Below are 22219 nucleotides of genomic sequence, written 5' to 3' on the forward strand. Positions count from 1 at the left end.
CCCTTACGGACGTGGCCATGTCATCCGAGCTGCCGCCGAGAAAGGTTGCTGCGAGTATCTGCGTGAGGTCGCCGGAAAGTTTCACCACGAAGGCGTCGGTGAGGGCAGGCGATGCCGCATCGAAGGTGTTGTCGTATCCGTATCCGGCGGGGAAATTGCTCGAAGCCGTGGCTCCCGCAACGTAAATGTTCCCCGAGGAGTCGAAATCGATTGCGTACGGCTGATCGTCGAGCCCGTCGGGCACACCTTGCCCCGTCCCCGCGGGACCCGAGCCCCCGAGATATGTCGCAGCGAGAAGGGGATCGATGACGATCTCGCGATTCGGATCGTATGCCGCGAGGCGGAAGCCGTATTCGTTCCCGTCGACCTCGTAATCAGCCGCGACGGGAATTCTCCGTTCGCCGTCATCCTGCCAGGCCACGGGTGCGGAGAACAGCACCGTTTCCTTTCCGACGACGGCTTCGAGTTCTCCCCGTTTGTTTATCGCAAGCCGGTCCGCTCCTTCGATGCGGAGGCGGATCGCGGAAGGATCGCCGCCCGGTCGGACGTGGAAGAACTTTTCCACGGAGCCGCCGTGCGCCTTCAGCTTCACGTCGATCCCGTCGTATACCCGGTCGAACCGCACCGTTTCCCATGCACGTATCGATCGGATCCACCTCGATGGATCGTTTCCGGCGAACCGGCTGACGCTTGCCGGCGATGGAGCCTCCGCGGAAATTTCCAGGGTTCTTCCGCCGATCAGGATCTCCCTGAAGACGCGGACCTTGCAGGCGGATCCCCCGCCCGCTCGTTCATAAAGTGAATAGATGATTTCGCCCTCGCGTGTGACGAAGGCGGCCCCGGAGAACATGCGCGCGCCGTAGGCGATCTCGGGAGAAAATTGACCGGCGTTTTCCTGGAAGGGAATCCGCATCCCCGACAGGATGCGGGCGACGGCCGCCTGTTCCGGGATGACCGGATGACGGGCGGGTTTTTCGTCGTTGCCTGAAAGAAGGATAAGGGACAAGGCGGCGGCGAACGCCAGAGTGCAAAACCCCGCGACGTGCTTCCGGTGGAACCGCGACATCATCGTCCCTCCGCTCGATTATTTCATGAGGATGAGATTGCGGCTAAACCCCCGAACGGCACCGGTTAAGTTTAATGTTCTTCCGGCATGCGAATGACTTTATTCACGGAAGTATTATCGGAAAAAAAACCCTTTGCGTTTAATGTTTTTTGCGTTTATTTCATTCGGTGAGCGTGAAGCGGGACAGGAAGCCCCTGCGGATCTCCTCAACGAACCGCGACGGTTTCGACAGGACGGCGCCGGTGGCCCGCTCGTAGATATTGATCGGATAGGTCATCACGAGCAGATCCTTTGCGCGTGTAGCCGCCACATAAAGGAGCCGGCGTTCCTCCTCCATTTCTTCCTCGTTTTCCGCCACTCGGGAGAGCGGCAATTTCCCGTCCAGCACCCAGAGGATGAAAACCGCTTTCCACTCCAGCCCCTTGGCGGAGTGGATCGTGGAAAGAGTCAGCGTGTCCTTCTCGTCCTCCGTCGCAGCGATATCTCCCACCGACGCCTGTGGAGGTTCCAGCGTGATCTCGGAGAGAAAATCCGAAAGCTTCCTGTAGCGGGCGCACAGGGACTCGAGGTGGTCCAGGTCCTTCAGCCGCCTCGGGTAATCGTCGAACCGCGCTTCCAGGATGGGCCGGTAATACGCGATCACCCGCGCCATCATCTCCGTCACCGGCAGGGTCGTCTCCCCGGCGTTTCCGCGCAGTTCCGCCAACAGGTTCGCAAGGCGTCCCGACTCCTCGGAGCGTTTCCGGTTCTTAAGGGAGGCGAGCACCGGCAGAAGCGATGCTTCCGCGTAGGCCTGGCGCGAAAGATCCGAGCCGGCCTTTTTCCCGATACCCGGGACGAGCATCAGGGCCCGGGACAGACTCAATGAATCCCGCGGATTGTCGATCAGCCTCAGATGCGCGATCACGTCCTTTACGTGCGCGGTCTCCAGGAACTTGAACCCGCCGAACTTGCGGTACGGAATGCGCCGCCGCGCGAGTTCCACCTCGAGATCGAAGGACAGGTACGCGGCACGGAACAGAACGGCGATTTCGCTTAAGGGAATCCCCGCCTCTTCGTGGAGCGACAGGATCCGGTCCGCCACGTAGACGGACTGCAGCCGCTCGTTGGGGGAACAAAGCAGGGAAACCTTTTCGCCTCCGCCCCGCGAGGTGAACAGGTGCTTGGGAAATTTTTCGCGGGCGTGGGTGATGATCTCGTTTGTTACGTCAAGTATCGGCTGGCGGCTGCGGTAGTTCTCCTCCAGGAAGACGACCTTTGCGCCGGGAAAGTCCGACGGAAAATCCATGATGTTGCGGAAGTTGGCTCCACGGAAGGAGTAGATGCTCTGGGAATCGTCGCCTACGACCATAACATTGTCGTGCGCGTAGGCCAGGAGACGGAGGATCTCCGCCTGGATCCGGTTTGTATCCTGGTACTCGTCCACAAGGATGTGCAGGTATGTCTCGGAGACCTGTCTGCGGATAGTTTCGTTTTCTCGCAGAAGCGCCGCCAGGTGGACCAGGAGGTCGTCGTAGTCCATGAGGTTCCGTTCCCGCTTCGTGGCCACGTATAAACGGCAAATCTCCAGTATGTCGCCGAGGCAGTAGAGGAAGTGGGGCGCCTCCTTTTCCAGGGCGGTTGCGATATCCTCCTCGCGGTTGACCGCCCTGCTGAACAGGTCGGCAAGCGTTTCCTTTCTCGGGAAGCGGACGGTCTTGTGCCCGCCGTGGACGTCATGGCGGATCAATCCGATGAGGTCCTCCGCGTCTGCCCGATCCAGAATGGTGAAGTTGTTCCCGAATCCCGCCGCCGCTGCGTGGCGCCGCAGCAGGGTGTTGGCGAAGGCGTGGAACGTACCTCCGGAGACCTTTTCACACCGCTGGTCGAGTAGGACAGAGGCCCTTCTGATCATCTCCTCGGCGGCCCGGCGGGTGAAAGTAAGAAGCAGGATTGAGGAGGGATGATGGCCCATCTCCACGAGACGTGCGACGCGGTAAATGAGGGTACGGGTCTTGCCGGTCCCCGCGCCGGCGATGACCAGGAGCGGACCGTCGCCGTGCAGGACGGCTTCAGCCTGCCGCGGGTTCAGTGCCTTTTCGTAATCGATTTTCCCGGCGCCGCCGGGAGTTTCCTGGAGTGAGTATCGTTTCTGCAATTCGCTTTCCCCCGATGCCGACCTGCGAAGCATCGGATATGTTACCCCATTCCGCACCCGGAAGCGCGGGACAAGTAGGAGCCGGCGAGCGTGGCTCGCCCGGTCCCGTACTGTGTTACTGCGCTTTACGTGATGGTGTTAACCCGCAATTCTCACCACGCTTCTGCTGCGGCGGCGGATACAGGCATGTCTACTGCGTTGCGCTCGGTCGGGCTCCTCGACGTAGTGTAAACTACGCCTGCGGTGCCCTCGGTCGCGACGCTTTGTAGCCATACCCGTCTCCACCGTCTCGCGACGAACCGTGGTGAGAATTGCGGGTTAATGGGGTGGCGGGGACCGTCTCCCGACGGCCCCCGTTTGTGATGGCGCGTGAAATTTACGGCGTCGTCCGGCGGTCGTGTTTCTCGCGGTAGATGTGTCCGCTGGATTTGTCGAGACGATTATTTATGACCGCCCGTTCGCGGCGGGTGAAGTTCCCGTCGGACTTGAACCGTTGCTCCTGCCGCTCTATCCTCGCCTGTTCCCGCTCGAGCCTTGCGGCCTCGCCGGGCGTGAGTGAACCGTTCTGAACCCCATTGTAGATGCGCTGCTGCTGGTTGCGTTGCCGTTGTTCGATGCCCGGCGAATCCGTATCCCCCGCGAATGCCGGAACCGCTATCGTAGCCGCCACTGCCAGGATTGCCGCCGCCGCGATCCACCTTTTCATCTTTCCGTCCCCCTTTCGGAAATTGTTTCGAATTCCGCTTTCGTCGTAATAAACCCGGCATCCCGGGAAAAGTTTCTGCCATGGATGGCGGAATGCAGCGTGAGCCATGGAGGCCGGATGCTGTATACAGCCATGGACGGCCGAATGTTTGGCTTGACAGGGGTGGGGGGCGCTGATAAATTCCCAATGTTGCAAAATATGGGTAATTGTTAGCCCAGTTTTGACAGCAGTACTCTAAAGGAGGTACAGGAAAGTGGCTCAAGGCACCGTGAAGTGGTTCAACGACGCGAAGGGGTACGGCTTCATCGCACAGGAAGGCGGCCCGGATGTCTTCGTGCACTTCAGCGCGATCAAGGCGGAAGGGTTCCGGTCGCTGAAGGAAGGCGAGCGCGTCGAGTTCGAGATCACCGAAGGCCCCAAGGGTCCGCAGGCGGCCAACGTCACGAAGGCGTGACGACGCGATCCGAAGGGGTATAACTCCCCGACCATGAAAGCCCCGGCGGGAAACCGCCGGGGCTCTTTTTGTCTAAAAAAAGGGCAGCCCCAACGGGCCGCCCTTTTTTTAAGGTTCGATTTCCTGGTTACTTGCCGGGTTGTACCGGGGAGGCGGGCATCGGCGCGGCGGGGGCGGCACCTGGCGCCGGCATCGCTGCGCCGGGGCCGGGAGGCATTCCCTGCGGCGGCGCCGGGGCCGGCATCGATGAAGTCGCGCCGCCCTGCATGATCGTGGGAGAGGACCTTCCGCCCGCAAAATAGGCAAGAAAGAGGGAGGTGATCATGAAAACGACCGCCGCCCCGGCCGTCAGCTTGCCGAGGAAGCTCGTGGGTCCGCTCGATCCGAACAGCGTGTTCGACGACCCGCCGCCGAACACGGCGCCTATGTCGCTTCCCTTCCCCGTCTGCAGGAGGATGATCAGGATAAGAGCGATTGAGACGATCACATGAATGACGATAACCAGTGTGTACATCGGGTTTTTTTAGGTTCCTCCGTTATTTGAACTTCACGATCGAAGCGAACGAGGCGGGTTTGAGGCTTGCCCCTCCGACCAGCGCCCCGTCGATGTCCGGCTGGGCCATCAGTTCGGAGATGTTTTCCGGCTTGACGGACCCGCCATAAAGGATGCGGATCGACCCGGCGGAGTCTCCGTAAAGTTCCGCCAGGATGCGCCGAAGGAAGGCGTGGACCTCCTGCGCCTGCTCCTTCGAGGCGGTTTTTCCGGTTCCGATCGCCCACACCGGCTCGTATGCGACGATGACCTTGGGCGCCTCCGCGGCTCCGATATCCGAAAGCCCCGCGCGAAGCTGGCGCTCCACCACGTCGAATGTCTTCCCCGATTCCCTCTCCTGCAGCGTTTCCCCAAGGCACATGATGGGGACGAGTCCCGCAGCGAGCGCCGCCCTGACCTTGCGGTTCACGGATTCGTCTGTCTCGGCGAAATATTGCCGCCGCTCCGAATGGCCGATGATCGCGTACTTCGCCCCGACGTCCTTCACCATCGCAGGCGAGACTTCCCCCGTGTATGCCCCTTCCGCCGCGAAGTGGACGTTCTGGGAAGCCGCTCCCACGTTCGTCCCGGACGTCATGCCCGCCGCTATGCCAAGCGACGGGAAGGGCGGCGCAATCACGATCTCGACCCCGTTGACGCCTGCGACCAGGGGGAGAAACTCCTTCACGAAAGCGGAGGTGTCGGCGGACGTCTTGTACATCTTCCAATTGCCCGCGATGACCGGGGTGCGCATGGCGCTACTTCGCTCCAGCCACGAACTTGGCCAGGTCCACCATGCGGCACGAATAACCCCACTCGTTGTCGTACCAAGCAAGCACCTTCACCATCTTGCCGTCGATCACCTTGGTCGACAGCGCGTCGAACTCGGAGGAATAGGAAGTATGGTTGAAGTCGACGGACACCAACGGTTCGTCGACGTACTCGATAATCCCTTTCAGGGGACCCTCCGCCGCCTTTTTGACCGCTGCGTTGATCTCTTCCGCAGTCGCCGGCTTCGAAATCTCCGCCGTGAGATCGACCACGGAGACGTTTGCGGTCGGAACGCGTATCGCCATGCCGTCGAGCTTTCCCTTGAGCGCGGGGATCACGAGGGCCACGGCCTTCGCCGCTCCGGTCGTGGTCGGGATCATCGAGAGCGCCGCCGCGCGCGCCCTCCGCAAATCCTTGTGCGGGAAGTCCAGGATCCGCTGGTCGTTCGTGTAGGCGTGGATCGTCGTCATCAGTCCCCGCTCGATCCCGAAGCTGTCCAAAAGCACCTTGGCGACCGGCGCGAGGCAGTTGGTCGTGCAGGATGCATTCGAGATGATGAAGTGCTTCGCCGGATCGAAGGTCTTCTCGTTGACGCCCATCACGAAAGTCGCATCGGGATTTTTCGCAGGCGCCGAGATGAGGACCCGCTTGGCACCCGCCTTCAGGTGCTTCTCCGCCCCTTCGCGCTCCGTGAACTTCCCGGTGGACTCGATGACGACCTCGACGCCCAACTTCCCCCACGGAAGCTCGGAAGGATCCTTTGCGGCGAGTACCTGGATGGTTTTACCGGCGACTACGAGCGCGCCGTCCTTCACTCCCACTTCACGCTCGAACCGCCCGTGTATCGAGTCGTACTTGAAAAGGTGCGCCAGCGTCTTCGCGTCGGTGATGTCGTTCACCGCCACGACGTCCAGCGCGGGGTCGTTGTACGCCGCGCGAAGGAAGTTCCTCCCGATGCGACCGAACCCGTTGATCCCGACTTTGACGGCCATGGCCCGACCCTCCTGGAGTGGAATGTCGATTCGGGGAATTCAAAAATAAGCAAGAAATTATACACCTTCGGGGCAATCTGTCAAATATCGTCCGCATTATCGGCCGGTGCGGGAGCCCGTCCGGAACTGCAGCTTAAAACCGTTTCAGGATTTCACCGACCCAGCGGATGCAGGCTTCCCATTGGAGGATTTCCGCTCCTCCGCGGGAATTTTCCATGCGAAAGATCGTTACGGCCTTGAACCCCCGCGCAATCGCGGCAAGCGCGCCGGACGGGAACCTCAATACCGTTGTCCGGAGATCGGAAAGGCCGGCCTCCCGGGCCGTATCGCGCACGCGGGAGAGAAGCGCCGGCTCCACTCGATACGGGAGAAGGAACCCCCCTTCCGCGATGCTTGCTGCCGCCTGACCCCGGGCGACCTCGGCGAATTCGATGAATACCCCGTTTCCCCGGAAAAGCGGATGGCGATATTTCGCGAGAAAGAACTTCACCTCCGCGACTTCGCCTGAATAGATGAAAACGAAGGGCTGAAACCCGTGCGCGGCCCCCAGGAGCCAACGATCCAGCCATTCCACGGCGAGATTTCGTACTTCCGGAGCTGATTCCCCGAAAAACCACCTGCTCGCCGCCAGCGCCGCAAGTGCCGACCCGACAAGAACACCCGCAGTCGCGTTCGGTTGAAGGTAGAGGAGAGTCGCGGAACCTGCAAGAACGGGTACCGAAAAGGAAAGAATGAGGCCAAAACACTCAAACGCCCTGCGGAACGCCGCCCCCGACGAGAAATAGCCTTTGCCGGTGAAATGACAGCGCAGCGGCACGGCAAGGAACAGCGCCTTCCGCTCCTTTTCCGAGAACGTTCCCGGCACGACCAGCGCCGAACGCGGACCCTTCGGACCCAGCCAATCGAGTGGTGAGAAACCACAGGCCTCGAGGAGAAGGAGCACGGCTCCCGCCAGTCCGGCGAAAAACGACACGGACGTATGTCCGGCGACGAGAAGAAAGGCCCCCGCCGCGCCGCACAGATAACCTGCGGAGGAAGAGATCTGCGGACAGGAAGGCACGCGGAATCGCTCCTTGACGCATTCGATCCCTCTGGTCGCAAGGTCCTTCTCAAGGCCGTCGATCGGATCGCTGTCGTACGCGCGTGGCACTCCTTAGAATATATCTTCGTGAAGCCCGGCGTCCTAATGATTCCATCGAGCGGCGCCCCGAATCCGGTAACGAATTGCCGCGTCCCGTGATCTAATGTCGAGCATGTTCGGGTGTGTCGCCGAAAACGCGCTGCGGGAGAGCTGTATTGGGCAAAACGTATCCTAAAGTGTTGGTGACCCGGAGGCTTCCGGGGGTTTCACTCGACGAACCGGCGGGAAAGGTCGTATTGGCCGCGCCGCCGCCGGATGCCCCGATGCCCCCGGATGAACTTCTCCGCCTGGCGCCGGGGGCCGCCGGCATCCTGTGCACGCTTGCGGACCGGATCGACGCGCGCCTCATGGATGCGGCAGGCCCCTCGCTCAAGGTGGTTTCCAACTTTGCCGTCGGGGTAAACAACGTGGATATCGGGGAGGCTTCCCGCCGCGGAATACGGGTATGCAACACGCCGGATGTTCTCACGCAGGCGACCGCCGACCTTGGATTCGCGCTCCTCCTCGCGGCGGCGAGGAAGTTTTCCGACGCGGAACGGGCGTTGCGGGCGGGGAAGTTCGAAGGATGGGACCCATGGGGATTCCTCGGCGTTCCCGTTTACGGGAAGACGCTGGGGATCGTCGGCCTCGGGAAGATCGGCTGTGCGATCGCGGTTCGAGCTAAAGGATTCGGTATGCGCGTCCTCTACAACAACCGGAGCCCGGTTCCCCCGGACCGGGAGAAAATCCTCTCAGTGGAATATCGCGGGCTCGACGATCTGCTGGCCGAGAGCGACTTCGTCGTACTGTGCCTCCCCCTGACCCCGGAAACCCGCGGGCTTATCGGAAAGGAGCGCCTGTCGCGGATGAAGCGGACCGCCGTACTCGTCAATATAGCGCGGGGAGAGGTGGTCGACGAAGAGGGCCTGGCGCAGGCGCTTTCCGAGGGCAGGATCTTCGCGGCGGGGCTCGACGTCTACGAACGGGAGCCTTTGGTCCATCCCTCCCTTCTGGCGGCGCCTTCGGCGGTGCTTCTTCCGCACATCGGAAGCGCAACGTCGGAGACGAGGGAACGGATGGGCCGGCTGGCTGCGGCGAACCTGCTTGCCGTCCTCTCGGGGGCGGAGCCGTTCTCCCCCGTCAATTGAAGGTTAAAACCCCTTCTTTTTGAGGAGATCCGCTGCGTCGAGATTTCCGGTTTTCGAGAAGGGGATGCGGACCGTACCGAGAACCGTACCGCTGAAGGTCACGGAGCCGTTGAATTCGTAATCGAGGCGCCGGGCCTGCAGCACCTGGCGCATGGCTTCCCGGAAGGCGTCCGTGCGGATCGCAACGGGAACCTGGACTGTCGTCACGCGCGATGCCTCGATGCGGATCTCCTCCCCATGGTCGCCCTCCGCGACCGTGTCGCGGCCGATGACCGCAAAGTAGGCGACACGAGTCACGGTAAGGGGATAGTCGTTCCGGTTGTCCACCTCGAGGGTCAGCAGGAACGCCAACGGCCCTTTAGGATCGTTGACGGGGTCCGATGCGAGAATAATCTTCGCAACCCGGACCTTGGGCGGCTTCAATGCATCCTTGATCAACGCCCGGCAGGAGACCGCGGCAAGCGAGGCGGCGAGCAGGAAAATAAAGAGAGGGAACCGATTGGCGATCCGCATCACCGACATTCGTGTCGCTTTGGGTTTTCCCGAAGATGAGCTTTTCCCCCGGGTTCTTTCCATTATAGGGGTTCCACGCGAGGAGGTTGAGCGTTTTTCCGTTTCCCGGCGCGGGCTGGACGCCCGCCGGAAGGATCGGATCAGGCGCGTGTACGCGGTCGATTGTTCCCTTCGATCCGCCGCCCTTGAAGAGGAAGTCTGTTCGCGTGTTTCCTCCGCGCGCCCGATCGTTCCCCAGCCGAACCCGTTGCGCATCGGAAGGTTCCGCATGCCGGAGATGAGGCCGGTGGTGGCCGGCGCCGGACCCGCAGGTCTCTTCGCGGCACTGACCCTTGCCCGTTATGGAGTCCCGCCGCTCGTGCTTGAACGCGGGAAACCGGTCGAGGATCGTTCGCGGGACGTGGCGGCTTTCTGGAAATCCGGGACGCTCGATCCGGAGAGCAATGTCCAGTTCGGCGAAGGCGGTGCGGGGACGTTTTCCGACGGAAAGCTTACGACTCGAATCGGGGATCCGCTGGTCGAATACGTCGTCGGAACTTTCGCGGGGTTCGCAGGGATCCCGGACCTCTGCGTGGAAGCGAAGCCACATGTCGGGACCGATCGCCTCCGGGAATTCTGCCGCAGGATGCGGGAAGAGCTTTTCTGGCTGGGAGCGGAGGTAAGGTTCGAGGCGCGCGTCGAGGAAGTGATCGCTGAAGGAGGGCAGGTCCGGAAAGTTCGGCTCGCCGGAGGGGAGGAGATCCCCTGCACGGACCTCGTGCTTGCCGTAGGACACTCGGCGCGGGACACCCTTCGGATGCTTTTGTCGCGCGGGGCGAAGATGTCCTCCAAGCCGTTCGCGGTGGGTTTTCGCGTGGAGCACCCGCAAGGGCTCATCGATTCCGTCCAATACGGAAAAGCCGCGGGGCGCCCCGGCCTTCCCCCTGCTGATTACCGCCTGGCGGTTCGCGCTCCGTCGGGCCGGGGAGTTTACTCGTTCTGCATGTGCCCCGGCGGCGAAGTACTGGCCGCCTCGTCCGCGCCGGAAGGGTTGCCCGTCAACGGAATGAGCTCCCACGCAAGGAATTCCGGGTTCGCCAACAGCGGCATTGTCACGGCTGTTTCGGGGACGGATTTCGGGACGGGCGACGTGATGGCAGGCGTAGATTTCCAGAAGCTGCTCGAGGTGCGCGCCTTCCGGAAAGGGGGAGGAAATTACGGAGTCCCGGCCATGAACCTTCTCGCGTTCCTCGACCGGAAGGTCCGGAACCTGTGCCGCGGGAAAGCGCTCGCCCCTGGAGTCGTTCGCGCGAATCTTTCGGGGATACTCCCTTTGCCTGTGGAAGAAGACCTGCGGTTCGGCCTGCGACGGTTCGGCGAAGCGATGCGGGGGTTCCTGACGCAGGAGGGGACGCTCTATGCGGTGGAGTCCCGCACCTCCTGCCCCGTTCGCATGGAAAGGGAGAATTATGAGTCGGTTACGCTGAAAGGGCTGTATCCTGTGGGTGAAGGGGCGGGGCACGCCGGAGGAATCATATCTTCCGCGGTGGACGGGATCCGCGGGGCCCTGCGCATCCTCGAAAAACTCTCCGTATAAGGACGGTGCAAGAGATGGTGAAGACGAAATTCGTCAAGGACATAAAGGAAGGGGAACCGGTGCGAGACCTGTTCCTCGTCGCCGGGAAGGCGCAGCTCCTGAGCAACGCGGGGAAGCCGTACCTGAACCTCGCCCTGCGCGACCGGACGGGGCAGTTCGAGGCGCGGGTGTGGGACCGGGCGGAAGAGATCGGGAAGCGGTTCGACCGGGACGACATCGTAGAGGTCAGCGGAACGGCGATCCAGTACCAGGGGAGGATGCAGCTGAAGGTCCACGACGTTCAGAAGCCCGCGGGCGCGAAACCGGACCTGGGGGATTTCCTTCCCGTGACGAAGAAGGGGATCGAATCGCTGTGGGAGCGCTTCAAAGCGCTGACGGCCGGGATAAGGGATGCGGACCTGCGCCGGCTCCTGGAAGAGGTCTTCTCCGATGCGTCTGGGGCGGAGACGGCGCGGCGGTTCCGGCAGGCGCCCGGCGGAAAGAGCATGCACCACGATTACATCGGCGGTCTCCTGGAGCACACGGTTTCCGTCGCGGAAATCTGTCGGTTCCTCTCCTCGCATTACGAGGGAGTGGACGGCGATATTCTCGTTGCGGGGGCGCTCCTGCACGACGTGGGCAAGGTGGAGGAGCTAACGTACGAAGGGACTTTCGACTACACCGACGAGGGGAGGCTGCTCGGCCACCTGTACATGGGATCCGAGATGATCTCCCGCGCCTGCGACCGCATCGACGGCTTCCCGCCGGAAAAGAAGATGCTCCTCAAGCACATGGTCCTCTCCCACCACGGTGAGCTGGAGTTCGGCTCGCCCAAACGTCCCAAGACGCTCGAAGCGGTCCTGTTGCACTTCGTCGAGAACATGGACGCCAAGTCCAACGCGTTCACCGAGGCGATGGATGACCTGCGGGAGGGCGCACGCTGGACGGAATACAACCGTATGTTCGAGCGTTACCTCTTCTCGGGGAAGTTCGGGAAATGATGTCCTGTCCGTAACAATTTGACAGACTGAAAAACGAGGTTTTATAATTCCGGCTGACATCTGCATGCGATCGACCGTTTTGCAGCGCACTGCCTGAAACTTCGGGCGCGGAGGCACGGCTGCATGTCCCGCAATCGGCGCATGATCCACCGAATCGCGTTGTCGATTTTCTTCCTCGTTTTTACTTTTCAGGCCATTTCCCTTCCCGTTCCCGTCGCAGCGGCCTCAACGCCATTATCGCGACCGGACATCGCCGACCGGCTGTCGGGTATAAATACCTTCGGCATGATCTATCCGGAAATTCGCATATACGAGATGTCCGCCGGAGGTGTCCGCGAGTACATGGATGATTGGTCCGCCAAGGGAAAGGAGAACGTGGCGAAATTCCTGAAGGACGCTTTCGGGGATCGACTCGCCGAGAGAAGGAAGGAAGTCCTGGACAACGCCGTAAGAGATGAACTGGAAGAGGTCATCGCTCTTTACGAAGTGGCGATCGCAAGCTATTTTCAGCAAGCTGCACCGATCAACGGATTCCCGGAGAAGAGGGGTTTTTCCGCTTACGAGCTCGGCCCCCTGGATAACCTCTTCGCGAGCCTCGGTGTCGACGGCCTCATTGTCGTCAAAGGAGTCGACGTGATCTCCACAGGAGGAAGGAAAACGCTTGCCGTCATAGGCGCGATGGCGGGGATCGGCTTGCCGCTCGGCTTCACCGGCATGGATATCGGTTTCATCGACCGGTCCGGGGGTATCCTGTGGTTCAATTCCAAAGGAAGTGTTGTCGGAAACGACTTCCGCGAGCCGGAAGAAGCTGCGAAGATCACCGGCGAGACGCTCTCCGGGTTCCCGGGATTGAAGCCGTGAGACGGCTGGTGTACGCCGCGTCGGCGGCGTTTATTCTCGCAGGCTGCGCCACGACGACCCTCCCGCCGGTCACTTCGAAGGATTACGCCGTCGAGAGCGACGAGAGGTCGCTCTGGGTCCAGGCGGCGGAAATGGAAAGGGGATTTTCGAAAAGCGGATTCCTGCTCGGCGACGAGGCACTGGAGCGGTACCTGGACGGTGTGGCGGCCAAACTTGTCACCCCCCAAATGAAGGGGCGCGTTTCGTTCCGAATCCGCGTTTTGAAGAACCCGCACCTGAACGCCTTCGCGCTTCCGAACGGCGCGCTGTACCTCCACACGGGAATCCTCGCCAGGATGGAGAACGAGGCGCAGCTTGCGACGCTTCTCGCCCACGAGATGACCCATACAACCCATCGCCATTCCGTGAATCAGTTCAGGAACGTTAAAAACAAGTCGGCATGGTTGGCATCATCGGTCGTCCTGACCGGCGGATACGGCGCAATCCTTGGAGCGCTGGGGGCCGCGGCGGCGGTGACCGGGTATTCGAGGGAACTTGAGACTGAAGCCGACATGGAAGGGATAAAGCTCGTCGTCGCGGCCGGATACGATCCGAAGGAATCCCTCAAGATCTTCGAATACCTCAAGAAGGAAATAGAGGAGGAGAAGATCACAGAGCCGTTCTTCTTCGGATCGCACCCGCGCATACAGGAGCGGATCGAGAACTACGAAGGGCAGCTCAAGGAGAAGTACGCCGGAATGACGGGTATCGTCAACCGGGAGAGGTTCATCACGGCGGTAAGGGAGGTCATCCTGGAGAATGCCCGGCTCGACCTGAAGATGGGGAGGTTCGGGATCGCACAAAGGGGGGCGGAGAAATACCTGTCTATACGGGGGAATTGCGCGAGGGGGCGCCACCTGCTGGGCGAGGTTTTCAGGCAGAGGGGAGAGAAGGAGGACGAGGCGAAGGCCGTGGCGGAATACCTGAAGGCCATGGAACTCGATCCTTCATTCCCCGATCCGCACAAGTGCCTCGGGATGATCCGTATGAAAAAAGGCGAAAAGGAGGAGGCGAAAAAGCATTTCGAAAGGTACCTCGCGCTCTCCCCCGATGCTCCCGACAGGGGATATGTGGAGGAATACATGAAGGCGGTGCGATGATGGAGCACCTGCCGAAAGCGATCCTCGCTGTTTCACTCGCGCTGCTGGCTGGGTGCGCAACACCCAGGTGGACCGTCGTCGGAGGAGAATACAGGGACGAATCGAAGAATGTTCTCGTGGATCTGCCGAAAGGGTGGGTGAAGTCCGGCTCCGGGGACAGCATCTTCCTGACGAGGGAAGGGGGAGCCCTTCAGGCGATCATCATCTCGCGGCACGAAATAGGGGAGAATCTGCCCAGCACGAAAAAGAAATTTCAAAAGGGGATGCTGCCGCAGGAGGTCGCGGAGGTTGCCCTCGACCAGTTCCACTCAAACCCGGCGTTCGAAAGAATGACCGTCCTCGAAAACAGGCCGGAGACGATCGGCGGATACGCCGGGTTCCGGTCGGTGTTCACGTACAGGTCGAAGAACGGAGTAAGGTACAAGATTATCTTTTGCGGATTCCTGCTGGAGAACCACTTCTATTTCATTCGCTACTCGGCGGCGCAAAGGCACTATTTCGACCGGGATGCGGAAACGTTCGAAAAGGTATTGCACAGCTTCCGGCTTATCAAGGCTCCCGAACGTCCGATGGAGAAAAAGGCTGCGGGAGCATAGGCCCCCTCATCCCACCTCGGCGAAGGGGCGGAGGCGGAAGGAAACTCCCTCGATCGAGTCGGCAAGCAGGCGAACGGCGTCATGGTCGAGGCCGGGGAGGGCAACGGCGGTCGCGACCACCGACGGGACGTGCCGCGGTGCTTCTCTAAGGAATTCAAGAATGGCGGGGAACGATGCCGGTCCGTAGCGGTTCGGGCAGATCCGGGCATACGTTTCCGAGTCGGGGGCGTTGAGGGAGACGGAGAGGGCGTCCACCAGCCCCGCGAGCTCCGGCAGGATGTTTCTCCCGTGCACCAGGTTCGCCAAGCCGTCGGTGTTGACCCGGACCTTCGCGCCTTTCGACTTGAGTTCACTCGCGATCGCCTTCACGTCATCCAGCCGTAAAAGCGGCTCACCGAACCCGCAGAAGACGACTTCGTCAAATTGAGTCGGATCGCCGACTTCCGCAACGACTTCTTCGACCGACGGCTCTCCCGGCAGTTTCAGATAGTGCCCCTTTACGTGATAATCCTCCCGCTTCGCGCAGAAGACGCAGGTGTTGGTGCACCGGTTGGTGATGTTGAGGTAGAGGGAATTCCGGATCAGGTAGGACACCCGGACTTCCTCTTCCGACGGTATGCGGTAGATACGCAGAGCGTTGAGGGTGGTGACCCTTCCGACGTCCTCCGCCGATAGCCCCTTGATCTCCGCGATCTTATTCGCCACGAGCGGTATGAAGGCAGGCTCATTGGTTTTCCCGCGATGGGGCAGCGGCGCAAGGAACGGACAGTCGGTTTCGAGGAGGAGCTTTTCCAAAGGGAGTTTCCGTACCGCCTCGACTTGCGGCTCCGATCCCTTATAGGTGATCGCGCCGGGGATGGAGATGAGGAAGTTCATCCCGACCGCCTTCCGCGCCATCTCGTAATCGCCGGAAAAGCAGTGGATGATCCCGCCGACTTCGGAGGCATTTTCCTCGGCGAGAATGGAGAGGATCTCGCCGTGGGCGATCCGGTCGTGGATGATGACCGGCAGGCTCCTTCGCCGCGCCAGCCTGATCTGCTCTCGGAAAGCGGCCCGTTGCGTGTCCCGAGGAGAGCGGTCCCGGAAGTAGTCGAGGCCGGTTTCGCCGATACCGACCACCTTGTCGCAGCGGGATAGCCGGTCGAGCGATGCAAGCATGTCATCCGAACATTTCGAGGCTTTGTGCGGGTGGAGGCCGATCGATGCGTAAATTCCCGAGTGGCGGTGCGCTATTTCGATGGCTTTCGCATCGCTTTCCGGATCAATCCCGATCGTGACGATGCGTGAAACGCCCGCCTCCCGCGCGCGCCGGATGACATCCTCTTCCGCGTTGCAGAGCGGCTCATGGTCCAGGTGCGCGTGCGAGTCGAAGTACATCTGATTCCGCCGCCTCCACAAAAACAGGGACGTTCTTAAAAACTTCGGACCGCGGTCATTCCTCGATGCGGGGGAAGGCGACGGCGGATTTCGGCAGGGTGACGCCGGGTTTGAGCCCGCCCCAGACGCCGGTTGAGGACAGGTTCGCGGACGCCACCTGCCCTTCGCACCCTAGCGCCTCCCACATCTTCTGGGCGGCGATCGGCACGAAGGGGGCCGAAAGCAGCACTGAAATACGGGCGGCCTCGAGGATGTTGTACAGGACCGTGCCCAGCCGCTCCCGTTTCGCGGGCTCCCTGGCCAGGGCCCACGGCGCCGAGGAATCGACGTACCGGTTGGCGGCCTTCACGAGGTCCCACGTCGAAGATAGCGCGTTGTGGAACTCGACTTTTTCCATCGCCCCGTCCACGGCGCAAAGGACCTCGGCGGCTTTCGCGGCAAGCTGAAGATCCTGCTCTTCGGAGCGGGATGGGGGAGGGACGGTTCCGCCGAAATATTTCCCCAGCATGCCCAGCGTCCGGTTCAGCAGGTTTCCGAAGTCGTTGGCGAGGTCGGAGTTGATCCTGTGCACGAGGGCCTTGCGGGAGAAGTCGCCGTCCATCCCGAACGGGACTTCCCGCATGAGGAAGTAGCGGAAAGCGTCCGCGCCGTATTTTTCCACCATCTCGTACGGGTCCACGACGTTGCCCAGCGACTTGCTCATCTTCTGTCCTTCGACGGTCCACCAGCCGTGGGCGAAGACGCCAAGCGGCGGTGCAACCCCCGCCGACATCAGGAACGCCGGCCAGAACACCGCATGGAACCTGAGGATGTCCTTCCCCACCATATGGATGTCCGCGGGCCAGAAGGTGTCGTACCTCTCCCCGCCGTCCGGGTATCCCACGCCGGTAATGTAATTGGTGAGAGCGTCGTACCATACGTAAATCACGTGACCCGGGTGATCCGGCACCGGGATTCCCCACGTAAGCGAGGTGCGGGATACCGACAGATCGTTCAAGCCCCCTTCGACGAAGGCGACGACTTCGTTGCGGCGGCTCTCCGGCCTGATGAACGCCGGGTTCTTCCGGTAATAATCCAGCAGCGGACGCTGGTACTTCGACAGGCGGAAGAAGAAGGACGGCTCCTTTCGCCGTTCGACGGGCCTGCTGCAGTCGGGGCATTTGCCCTCGACGACCTGGAGGTCCGTCCAGTACGACTCGCATGGCGTGCAATACCATCCCTCGTATTCGCCGAGGTAGATGTCCCCGTTGGCGAGCGATTTCCGGAAAAGGTCCTGCACGGATGCGTAGTGGCGGGGTTCCGTAGTGCGGATGAAGTCGTCGTTAGTGATGTCCAGAGCGGGGGAGAGCCCCTTGAACCGCGTGACCACCTTGTCCGCGAGTTCCCTCGACGCTATGCCCTGCTGCGTGGCGCTCTTCTGGACCTTCTCGCCGTGCTCGTCCGTCCCGGTAAGGAAAAATACCTTCTGCCCCTTCATCCGGTGGTAACGCGCCAGCGTGTCGCATGCGACGGTGGTGTAGGCATGCCCGATGTGCGGAACGTCGTTGACGTAGTAGATCGGCGTCGTGATGTAGAACGTGGGCTTCACGAGGTACCGTCCTCACCGTCGTCGAACCGGAATGAGAGATCGTCGCTTTCGGAGGCCTCCTCCGGAGAAGACGGCGCCTCCTTGTCCGCGCCGCACGCTTCGCAGGCCTTGGCCCTGGCCCGGTTGTAGGACTCATGCTCGTAAATCAGGCAGCACATGAGACGCCCGCAGACCCCGGACAGCTTCGCGGGGTTCAGGGCCAGCTTCTGGTCCTTCGCCATCTTCACGGTGATGGGTTCGAAGTCGGAGAGGAATGCCGCGCAGCAAAGGTTTTTCCCGCACGGCCCGATGCCGCCGACCACCCTCGCCTCGTCTCGCACTCCGATCTGCCGCATCTCGATGCGCGTCCGCAGTTCGTGCGCAAGGTCCTTCACCAGCTCGCGGAAGTCGATCCTCCCGTCGGCGGTGAAGTAGAAGATGGCCTTGCTCCGGTCGAGGAGCACCTCGGTGCGGGCCAGCTTCATGAGAAGGGCGCGGGCCTCGATGCGTTTCAGGCAGAAGGAGTGCGCCTCCGCTTCGCGCCGGGCGTTTTCCTGGTGAGTGCGGATGTCGTCGGCGGTAGCCGGGCGCACGATCCGCAGGTACGCCGGCCTGCCGGGTGAAGGATTGTAGGCGTCGACCCGCTGTACGACCTCGCCAAGAACCGCTCCACGCTCTGTCTGGACTACGACGTAGTCCCCTCGCTTCACCGCCGTGCCGGTGCAGTCGTAGTGGAAAGTCTTGCAGACGCCGCGGAGCCTGACTCCGGCAAGATCCATATGACTTCAATCCTTTCCATGCAGGCCAAATAAAAATGCCTCCAGCGCCAGCCTTTTCTGGACCTGGGGAGGCAGCCGGGACATAGACAGCAGTTCCCGGAATGCCCTGGACCAGCCATCCCCGGTCTTCCGTCCTGCGGCGGCGCTCAAGGCGTCCTTCAAGTCGTCGTTGATTATATCCGCTTTTCCCCCGGAAGATAAGAGCGCGAGGTCCCGCGCGATGGACAGCGGGACGGCCGCCTGTCCTTCCCGCTCGCCCGATTTGCGCCACGCCTCGGAGGCGGCGAAAACCGCCGAAGGGTCCGGCCGGGAAAAGAGGCCCGCCCACGCCTGCCTCCCTTCTTCCATCTCGTCGAGGAGGAGCAAAGCCCTCCCCGGGCTTCCGCCTGCGCATGCCGCCGCTGCCCTGATGGCGCCCGGGGAACGTTTTTTCCCAACGTCGGGTAGCGCGGACAGGATCTCCTCGACGATTTCCGGCGCCATCGCCTGGAACGGAATTTTCTGGCAGCGGGAAACGATCGTCGGGGGGAGCATGGAAAGCCGGTGCGCCACAAGAAGGAGGTGGGTCGCCGGCGGGGGTTCCTCCAGGGTTTTCAGCAATGCGTTGGCCGCCTGGATGGTCATGCGGTCCGCGGGGCAGATTAGGGCCGCGCGCGGCCGGTCCGAGAAAGCCTTCAGGGAAAGCTCCTCCTTCAGCGCCCGGATCCCGGCGATCTGTATGAAATGGTTCTCCGGCTGCACTCTCATGAAATTGGGATGGGCGCCGGAAGAAACGAGGCGGCAGTCGTGACATTCCCCGCAGGCGCCGTCTTCGTTTCGATTGCGGCAAAGGATGGCGGCCAAAAGCGCCTGCGCCGCCCGTTCCTTTCCGGTGCCCTCTTCGCCGTGGAAGAGCAGCCCCGCCGGGACATTTCCGGAGGCGAGGTACCGGCGCATGAGGGAAGCAGCGCGTTCCTGCCCGCGCAGGAATGAGAGACGGTCTACCATCCCAGGCGTGCCGACGCGGTTTCGAGCACCTTGCGGAAGACTTCTTCCGCAGTGGGCGAGGCGTCGATCCGGACGATCCTCTCAGGGTTGAGTTCCTGCAGCCGCAGGTACCCCTCGCGCACTTTTCCGTGGAATTCGAGGGACTCGGATTCGATGCGGTCCGGCCCGGATCGCCGGCCCCGGATCCGGGCGAACCCGGCTTCAGGCGGGATGTCGAGGAGGAAGGTCAGGTCCGGCATGACGCCGCATGTCGCGAACCCGTTCAGCCAGTCTATACGGGCGCCGTCGATGTTACGGGAGAATCCCTGGTATGCCACGGTGGCGTCGGAGAACCGGTCGCAGAGGACCGCCTGACCGGAAGAGAGGGCGGGAAGGATCACCGAGCGAACATGCTGCACCCGGGCTGCTTCGTAAAGGAGCAGCTCGGTTTCCGGAAAAACCCGTTCCTCCCTGGGAGTCAACAGGAGGGAGCGGATCTCGTCGGCCAGCGGCGTGCCGCCCGGCTCGCGGGTCACGCGATGGCGAATGCCCTTCTTTTCGAGGTGTCCGGACAACAGGCGGATCTGGGTGGTCTTCCCGGACCCCTCGATTCCTTCAAACGTGACGAACGGTGCGGTCAAAGGGATACCCGCAATTCCCACCGGCTAACATTCCGAGAAGCCGCACGACCGGCACTTGAGGCATCCCTCCTGCATCTCGACCTGGCTGCCGCAATCCGGGCAGGCGCCGCGTGCGATCTCCTTGTCATTGCTCCCGAATGAAGACGGCTTGGCGGCCACGGCGGCTACCGGATTCCCCGATTGGGCGGAAAGGCCCGGGAACATGGCGTCCACGTTCTCCATGTACCATTCGATCGCCTTGGAAACCGCGTCGGCGCACGACAGGATCTTGCCCCCGCCGTTCCCTCCCCAGGTGGGCAGGTGGCAGGAGATGCCTTTCAACTGCTTGATGATCTGGTCGGGCTGGACGCCGGATCGGAGGGCAAGCGAAACGAGCCTTCCGATCGCCTCCGACTGCGAGGCGGCGCACCCGCCGGCTTTCCCCATTTGGTTGAATATCTCGAAGATCCCCTGCTGGTCGCGGTTGATCGTCACGTAGAGCTTGCCGCAGCTCGTCTTCATCTCCTTTGTAACGCCCAGCAGCGTGTCCGGCCGTGGCCGCGGGGAAGCGAACCCCGGCTGCGCGGGGATCTCCGCGGGCGCGAACGCGCCATCCTTCCGGTTGACCTCTCCGATGTTGAGGACCTGCTCGTCCCGGCTGCGGTCCCGGTAGACGGTGACTCCCTTGCACCCGAGGCGGTACGCCAGGACGAAGACCTTCCGGATGTCTTCCCGGGTCGCTTCCGAGGGGAAGTTGACGGTCTTGGAGACGGCGTTGTCGACGAACTTCTGGAAGGCCGCCTGCATACGCAGGTGGGCCTCGGGGGAGATGTCGTGCGCAGTTACGAACACCCGGCGGACGTCGTCGGGGATTCCGTCCACGTGCCGCACCGACCCCGTCTGCGAGATCTCCTTCATCTTCTCCACCGAGTAGATCCCCCGTCGCCGCATCTCGGCCTCGAAGAGCGGATTCGCCTCGATCAAGTGGTCGTTGTCCATAACGTTACGTATGAACGACAGCGCGAAGATGGGCTCGATCCCGCTGCTGCACCCGGCTATGATGCTGATGGTCCCCGTGGGGGCGATCGTCGTGGTGGTGGCGTTGCGCAGGGGGACGTTCTGGCGCTCGGGGTAGACGCTTATCCCGTAGTTCGGGAAAGCGCCGCGCTCGCGGGCGAGCAGGGAGGACGCCGCGACGGACTCCTCATGGAGGAAGCTCATGATTTCCTGGCCGACGGCCAGCGCTTCGTCGGAATCGTAGGGGATGCCGAGCCGGATCAGCATGTCGGCGAACCCCATCACTCCCAGCCCGATTTTGCGATTCCCCATCGTCATCTGCCGTATCTCGTTCAACGGGTAGTTGTTCATGTCGATGACGTTGTCCAGGAACCGAACCGCATCGTGGATCGTGGTCTTTAGCTTCTCGTAGTCGATGCGCGTACCGCCGTTTTCGCCGGAGATCATGTTGGCGAGGTTGATCGACCCCAAATTGCAAGATTCGTAAGGCAGCAGCGGCTGCTCACCACACTGAATTACGTTTATGTAATTATTGCAGGGGTCACCGTTAAATTCCCCTGTGAATTCACCGATGTAGAAATTGTGGAATTCATCGACCGTCCCGTTGTATACGTCCTCGATTCCGTCAGGTACGACGGCCGACACCCTGTGGTTGTACGTCTGCGAGGCGTTTTTCAACGCTTCGTACGTGGAAAATCCGAATGCCGTTCCGAGGCGCTTCGAAATACCCTCCACGGCGCAGCGTCCCTCCCACTCCTTCTTTAGCGGAAACCGGCCGTTCTCGAATTTCATGTCGAGAAGACATTGGATCTGCCGCCGCCACGTTTCTTCCGACCGGTACGCATATGCTTCCCGCACGCTGTCGGCGATCCGTTCCCGGATGCCGGCTTCGGCATTGTGCCGCGACATGCAGCAGGAGTGTGAGCAGAACGATTGCTCGCGCCGGTTCCAGGTGACGGCATACGATGCGCCGCAATGCTCGCACGACCGTTCGACCATCACGACGTTGTTGTCGAGGAAGCACCGAAGATCGGTCGCCGCCCGGCATTCCTCCAACTTCCTGACTGCGCGTTCGTGGATCGCTTCCATGAATTCCCCGCGGTTCCGCGTCATGGCCGACTTCACGGATGCGCTGTGACGAGTGCGAAACTCTTCGTCCGTTTCTTCTTTCGTCATGATCAGAAGATTGGCCGGATCGTTGTTAAGGCCATTGTAATCGCGGTGGTGCACTACGTGAGCGTGCCAGCTAATGCTCTTGCCGGTCTGCTGGTGATTATGGAAGTTTGCGATCAGCCGGTGCTC

At 61.6% G+C, this 22219-nt stretch carries 21 protein-coding genes and 1 pseudogene; 7 read left to right on the forward strand and 15 right to left on the reverse strand.

The features are described from left to right. The 3 genes from HY896_08555 to HY896_08565 all read right to left on the reverse strand — a co-directional run. On the reverse strand, positions 1–1069 hold a 1069-nt coding region (locus tag HY896_08555; protein MBI5576400.1), incomplete at its 3' end, for an SBBP repeat-containing protein. Positions 1070–1226: 157 nt separating this feature from the next. Continuing rightward, entirely contained in the window at positions 1227–3203 is a 1977-nt protein-coding gene (locus HY896_08560; GenBank protein MBI5576401.1) for an ATP-dependent helicase, read from the reverse strand. A 376-nt stretch (positions 3204–3579) separates the two neighbouring features. Further along, a complete protein-coding gene (locus HY896_08565; protein ID MBI5576402.1) occupies positions 3580–3909 on the reverse strand; it encodes a hypothetical protein in 330 nt (109 codons plus the stop codon). Between the two features lie 253 nt (positions 3910–4162). On the opposite strand from HY896_08565, the gene HY896_08570 reads away from it, so the two are divergent. After that, positions 4163–4363, forward strand: coding sequence for a cold shock domain-containing protein (locus tag HY896_08570; protein ID MBI5576403.1), 201 nt, complete (start codon positions 4163–4165; stop codon positions 4361–4363). A 127-nt stretch (positions 4364–4490) separates the two neighbouring features. On the opposite strand, the gene secG is transcribed toward HY896_08570, so the two are convergent. From secG to HY896_08590, 4 genes are all read right to left on the reverse strand, one after another. Continuing rightward, the gene (gene secG, locus HY896_08575) at positions 4491–4877 is read right to left on the reverse strand and encodes a preprotein translocase subunit SecG (protein ID MBI5576404.1); all 387 of its coding nucleotides are present in this window, start codon (positions 4875–4877) and stop codon (positions 4491–4493) included. Positions 4878–4899: 22 nt separating this feature from the next. Continuing rightward, positions 4900–5649 (reverse strand): triose-phosphate isomerase, encoded by a 750-nt coding sequence (locus tag HY896_08580; protein ID MBI5576405.1) that lies wholly within the window; start codon positions 5647–5649, stop codon positions 4900–4902. A 4-nt stretch (positions 5650–5653) separates the two neighbouring features. Beyond that, positions 5654–6658 carry a type I glyceraldehyde-3-phosphate dehydrogenase gene (gene gap, locus HY896_08585; protein MBI5576406.1) on the reverse strand — a complete coding sequence of 335 codons (1005 nt, stop codon included), beginning with the start codon at positions 6656–6658 and terminating at the stop codon, positions 5654–5656. A gap of 133 nt (positions 6659–6791) precedes the next feature. After that, positions 6792–7808, reverse strand: coding sequence for a hypothetical protein (locus HY896_08590; protein ID MBI5576407.1), 1017 nt, complete (start codon positions 7806–7808; stop codon positions 6792–6794). 146 nt (positions 7809–7954) lie between these two features. On the opposite strand from HY896_08590, the gene HY896_08595 reads away from it, so the two are divergent. Further along, the gene (locus tag HY896_08595; protein MBI5576408.1) at positions 7955–8926 is read left to right on the forward strand and encodes a D-glycerate dehydrogenase; all 972 of its coding nucleotides are present in this window, start codon (positions 7955–7957) and stop codon (positions 8924–8926) included. Positions 8927–8929: 3 nt separating this feature from the next. Here the strand turns inward: HY896_08595 and HY896_08600 are convergent, their stop codons facing one another. Beyond that, positions 8930–9439: an LEA type 2 family protein gene (locus tag HY896_08600; protein ID MBI5576409.1), complete on the reverse strand. Its 510-nt coding sequence runs from the start codon at positions 9437–9439 to the stop codon at positions 8930–8932. On the opposite strand from HY896_08600, the gene HY896_08605 reads away from it, so the two are divergent. The 5 genes from HY896_08605 (at position 9426) to HY896_08625 (ending at position 14591) form a co-directional block, all read left to right on the forward strand. Continuing rightward, on the forward strand, positions 9426–11015 hold the full coding sequence (locus tag HY896_08605; protein ID MBI5576410.1) for a hypothetical protein: 1590 nt from the start codon (positions 9426–9428) through the stop codon (positions 11013–11015). The two genes, HY896_08600 and HY896_08605, sit on opposite strands and share 14 nt — an antisense overlap. 14 nt (positions 11016–11029) lie before the next feature. Then, positions 11030–11995, forward strand: a complete 966-nt coding sequence (locus HY896_08610) for an HD domain-containing protein (GenBank protein ID MBI5576411.1) — start codon at positions 11030–11032, stop codon at positions 11993–11995. Positions 11996–12118: 123 nt separating this feature from the next. Further along, positions 12119–12856: a hypothetical protein gene (locus tag HY896_08615; GenBank protein MBI5576412.1), complete on the forward strand. Its 738-nt coding sequence runs from the start codon at positions 12119–12121 to the stop codon at positions 12854–12856. Continuing rightward, the gene (locus tag HY896_08620) at positions 12853–13995 is read left to right on the forward strand and encodes a M48 family metalloprotease (GenBank protein MBI5576413.1); all 1143 of its coding nucleotides are present in this window, start codon (positions 12853–12855) and stop codon (positions 13993–13995) included. Before HY896_08615 ends, HY896_08620 begins: the two co-directional genes overlap by 4 nt. Continuing rightward, on the forward strand, positions 13992–14591 hold the full coding sequence (locus tag HY896_08625; GenBank protein MBI5576414.1) for a hypothetical protein: 600 nt from the start codon (positions 13992–13994) through the stop codon (positions 14589–14591). Before HY896_08620 ends, HY896_08625 begins: the two co-directional genes overlap by 4 nt. A 6-nt stretch (positions 14592–14597) precedes the next feature. Here HY896_08625 and HY896_08630 read toward each other — a convergent pair whose 3' ends face one another. The 7 genes and pseudogenes from HY896_08630 to HY896_08660 form a co-directional block, all read right to left on the reverse strand. After that, on the reverse strand, positions 14598–15968 hold the full coding sequence (locus HY896_08630) for a YchF/TatD family DNA exonuclease (protein MBI5576415.1): 1371 nt from the start codon (positions 15966–15968) through the stop codon (positions 14598–14600). Between the two features lie 55 nt (positions 15969–16023). Next, positions 16024–17556 carry a methionine--tRNA ligase gene (gene metG / locus HY896_08635; GenBank protein MBI5576416.1) on the reverse strand — a complete coding sequence of 511 codons (1533 nt, stop codon included), beginning with the start codon at positions 17554–17556 and terminating at the stop codon, positions 16024–16026. Further along, positions 17553–18314, reverse strand: coding sequence for a stage 0 sporulation protein (locus HY896_08640; protein ID MBI5576417.1), 762 nt, complete (start codon positions 18312–18314; stop codon positions 17553–17555). The genes metG and HY896_08640 overlap by 4 nt, the downstream gene beginning before the upstream one ends. 6 nt (positions 18315–18320) lie before the next feature. Continuing rightward, positions 18321–19301 (reverse strand): DNA polymerase III subunit delta', encoded by a 981-nt coding sequence (gene holB, locus HY896_08645; GenBank protein MBI5576418.1) that lies wholly within the window; start codon positions 19299–19301, stop codon positions 18321–18323. Continuing rightward, the gene (locus tag HY896_08650; GenBank protein MBI5576419.1) at positions 19295–19921 is read right to left on the reverse strand and encodes a dTMP kinase; all 627 of its coding nucleotides are present in this window, start codon (positions 19919–19921) and stop codon (positions 19295–19297) included. The genes holB and HY896_08650 overlap by 7 nt, the downstream gene beginning before the upstream one ends. 24 nt (positions 19922–19945) lie before the next feature. Then, entirely contained in the window at positions 19946–22093 is a 2148-nt protein-coding gene (locus HY896_08655) for a TSCPD domain-containing protein (GenBank protein MBI5576420.1), read from the reverse strand. Continuing rightward, a pseudogene (locus tag HY896_08660) lies at positions 22079–22219 on the reverse strand (HNH endonuclease). Before HY896_08660 ends, HY896_08655 begins: the two are co-directional and overlap by 15 nt.

The organism is Deltaproteobacteria bacterium, from assembly GCA_016218975.1.
Lineage (GTDB): Bacteria > Desulfobacterota > Deferrimicrobia > Deferrimicrobiales > Deferrimicrobiaceae > JAENIX01.

Coding starts and splice junctions, on each gene's coding strand:
- HY896_08565 (MBI5576402.1), bottom strand. CDS start 3,909: ATGAAAAGGTGGATCGCGGCGGCGGCAATCCTGGCAGTGGCGGCTACG.
- secG (MBI5576404.1), bottom strand. CDS start 4,877: ATGTACACACTGGTTATCGTCATTCATGTGATCGTCTCAATCGCTCTT.
- HY896_08580 (MBI5576405.1), bottom strand. CDS start 5,649: ATGCGCACCCCGGTCATCGCGGGCAATTGGAAGATGTACAAGACGTCC.
- gap (MBI5576406.1), bottom strand. CDS start 6,658: ATGGCCGTCAAAGTCGGGATCAACGGGTTCGGTCGCATCGGGAGGAAC.
- HY896_08600 (MBI5576409.1), bottom strand. CDS start 9,439: ATGCGGATCGCCAATCGGTTCCCTCTCTTTATTTTCCTGCTCGCCGCC.
- HY896_08610 (MBI5576411.1), top strand. CDS start 11,030: ATGGTGAAGACGAAATTCGTCAAGGACATAAAGGAAGGGGAACCGGTG.
- HY896_08615 (MBI5576412.1), top strand. CDS start 12,119: ATGTCCCGCAATCGGCGCATGATCCACCGAATCGCGTTGTCGATTTTC.
- HY896_08625 (MBI5576414.1), top strand. CDS start 13,992: ATGATGGAGCACCTGCCGAAAGCGATCCTCGCTGTTTCACTCGCGCTG.
- HY896_08630 (MBI5576415.1), bottom strand. CDS start 15,968: ATGTACTTCGACTCGCACGCGCACCTGGACCATGAGCCGCTCTGCAAC.
- HY896_08640 (MBI5576417.1), bottom strand. CDS start 18,314: ATGGATCTTGCCGGAGTCAGGCTCCGCGGCGTCTGCAAGACTTTCCAC.
- holB (MBI5576418.1), bottom strand. CDS start 19,301: ATGGTAGACCGTCTCTCATTCCTGCGCGGGCAGGAACGCGCTGCTTCC.
- HY896_08655 (MBI5576420.1), bottom strand. CDS start 22,093: ATGACGAAAGAAGAAACGGACGAAGAGTTTCGCACTCGTCACAGCGCA.